Raw genomic sequence first — 238 nt, 5'->3', positions numbered from 1 at the left:
CCAGGGTCAGGCGGTGCCGCTGGCGGCCACCGCGGCGGCCGCGGACAACGCCACGATCAGCAAGGTGGAGTTCTACGACGACACCAAGCTGCTGGGCACGGACACCAGCGCGCCCTACGCGCTGTCCGTCTCCGATCTGGCCGTGGGCGGTCATTCGCTGGTGGCGAAGGCCTACGACAGCATGGGCGCCTCCGCGGACTCCACGCCGGTCGGCATCACCGTCTCCTCCGGCCCGACC

General features: G+C 71.4%; 1 protein-coding gene. It reads left to right on the top strand.

Annotated elements, in window-relative coordinates:
• Window positions 1-238 (top strand): Ig-like domain-containing protein (locus ADK65_RS08440; RefSeq protein ID WP_159038743.1); only part of this gene is annotated, 238 nt, incomplete at both ends.

Source organism: Streptomyces sp. NRRL B-1140, from assembly GCF_001280065.1.
Taxonomy (GTDB): Bacteria; Actinomycetota; Actinomycetes; order Streptomycetales; family Streptomycetaceae; genus Streptomyces.
This window is presented reverse-complemented; position numbering and strand designations above follow the sequence as displayed.